Origin of the sequence: Parafannyhessea sp., from assembly GCF_051876455.1 — a bacterium.
Lineage (GTDB): Bacteria > Actinomycetota > Coriobacteriia > Coriobacteriales > Atopobiaceae > Parafannyhessea.
The window spans coordinates 1-1,736 of sequence record NZ_JBJEHW010000208.1; the positions used below are offsets into that span (position 1 = coordinate 1).

Genomic DNA, 1,736 nt, shown 5'->3' on the forward strand with positions numbered 1-1,736 from the left:
CTGGGCCATGGGCTCGGGTCCTTCTCGCCCATGTGGGCGAAGCAGCGGCGCGCCCGTGTCACAATGTGACGCACCAGGACGGGACAGATGGGACAACACGGGGAGGCATCATGCGGGAGGACGCGGTTCGACGGGCGACGCAGGCGGACCTTGACCAGGTGATGGACGTGTACGCCGCTGCGCGCGAGTTCATGAGGCAGAACGGCAACCCCGGACAGTGGGGCGACGGCTTTCCGCCGCGGGGCCTGATCGAGGGGCGCATCGCCCGTGGGGAGCTGTACGTAGTCACGCGCGAGGGCGCCGTGCACGCGGCGTTTGCCCTCGTGCCCGGACCCGACCCGTACTACGCGCGCATCGAGGGCGGCACGTGGGAGTCCGACGCACCGTACGTGGCGATCCACCAGGTCGCGAGCGACGGCCAGGTGCACGGCGTGTTTCACGCGGCCGTCGGCCTGGCGCTCGGGCGCTGCGGGCACCTGCGCGTGGACACGCACCGCGACAACGCGCCCATGCAGGGGGCGATCCTGCGGGAGGGCTTTGCGTACCGCGGCATCGTCCACGTGCGCGACCACTCCCCTCGCCTGGCGTACGAGCTCGTGGCGACGGGGCGCTAGCGGCCCACGGCGGTGCGGCGCCCGCGACGGGCGCTAGCCGAGCAGCGCCTCGAGCTCCTCGGGCGCAAAGCGGTAGCTCGCGCCGCAGAAGTGGCAGTGCACGTCTGCGGACTCGCCCTTCCGAATCATGTCGCGCATCTCGCGCTCGCCCAGCGCCAGCACGCAGCGGGCGGCGCGGTCCTTGTCGCAGCCGCAGTGGAACTGCGCTGGCATCGCGTCCAGCTCCCGGTAGTCCATGCCACGAAGCAGGTGCGCCAGCATGTCGGAGGGACCCATGCCGCCCTCGAGCATCTGCGTGACGGAGCGCACGCCCGCGAGGTTGCGCTCGAGCTGGTCGAGCACGTAGTCCTCGCAGCCCGGCATCGCCTGGATCACGAAGCCGCCCGCCTGGCGCACGGTGTAGTCCACGTCCACCAGGACGCCCACGCCAAGCGACGTGGGAATCTGCTCGCTCTCCGCGAAGTAGTAGGTCAGGTCGTCGCCAATCTCGCCGGACACGAGACCGATAGTGCTCGAGTACGGCTCCATGTGGGCGATGTCGTGGATCACGGTCAGCGTGCCGGCACCCACGGCGCCGCCCACGTCCAGGTGGCTGTCCGGGCGCAGCGGCAGCCAGACGTTGGGATGGTACGCGAAGCCCTTGACCTGCCCCCTGTTGTTGGCCGTCACGGTGAGGCCGCCAACGGGGCCGTCGCCACGGACCTCCAGCGTGATGAGCTCGTCGTCCACCTTGGACATGGCGCCCATCATCTGGCCCGCCATCATGAGGCGCCCCAGCGCCGCCGTGACCACGTTGCTCGTGTGGTGGCGGTCGCGCATCTCCTGCACCGTCTCGCGTCCGCTCATGGCAAACGCGCGCAGCTGGCCGTCGGCCGCCGTGCCGCGCACGATGTGGTCGTGGGCGCGAAGCCGCGCCTCCCCGAGGTTGATGACCTTCTCGTCCGTGCTCTTCTCGCCCATGCCGCCTCGCCTTCCGCGCCGTCGCGCTCGCATCCAATGGCATGAGTGATACCCCAACGCCGCCATTGGCCTTCAGCTGATACAGAATCATTCGGGTTACAGAACACTCACCGTCAGGTATCGCTTCGCTCCCTGACTGCTTTTTTCTTTGATCGCTTCGCG

General features: G+C 69.2%; 2 protein-coding genes. One reads left to right on the forward strand and one right to left on the reverse strand.

What is annotated here, in order from left to right; translation table 11 throughout:
* Positions 1-110: 110 nt before the first annotated feature.
* The gene (locus ACI38Z_RS08925) at positions 111-614 is read left to right on the forward strand and encodes an N-acetyltransferase (RefSeq protein WP_439789850.1); all 504 of its coding nucleotides are present in this window, start codon (positions 111-113) and stop codon (positions 612-614) included.
* A 33-nt stretch (positions 615-647) separates the two neighbouring features.
* Here ACI38Z_RS08925 and hslO read toward each other — a convergent pair whose 3' ends face one another.
* Positions 648-1,574 carry an Hsp33 family molecular chaperone HslO gene (gene hslO / locus ACI38Z_RS08930; protein WP_439789851.1) on the reverse strand — a complete coding sequence of 309 codons (927 nt, stop codon included), beginning with the start codon at positions 1,572-1,574 and terminating at the stop codon, positions 648-650.
* Between the last annotated feature and the right edge of the window lie 162 nt (positions 1,575-1,736).

What these genes read in the sequence shown, in the direction of transcription:
- ACI38Z_RS08925 (WP_439789850.1), top strand. Translation starts at nt 111, where the DNA reads ATGCGGGAGGACGCGGTTCGACGGGCGACGCAGGCGGACCTTGACCAG.
- hslO (WP_439789851.1), bottom strand. Translation starts at nt 1,574, where the DNA reads ATGGGCGAGAAGAGCACGGACGAGAAGGTCATCAACCTCGGGGAGGCG.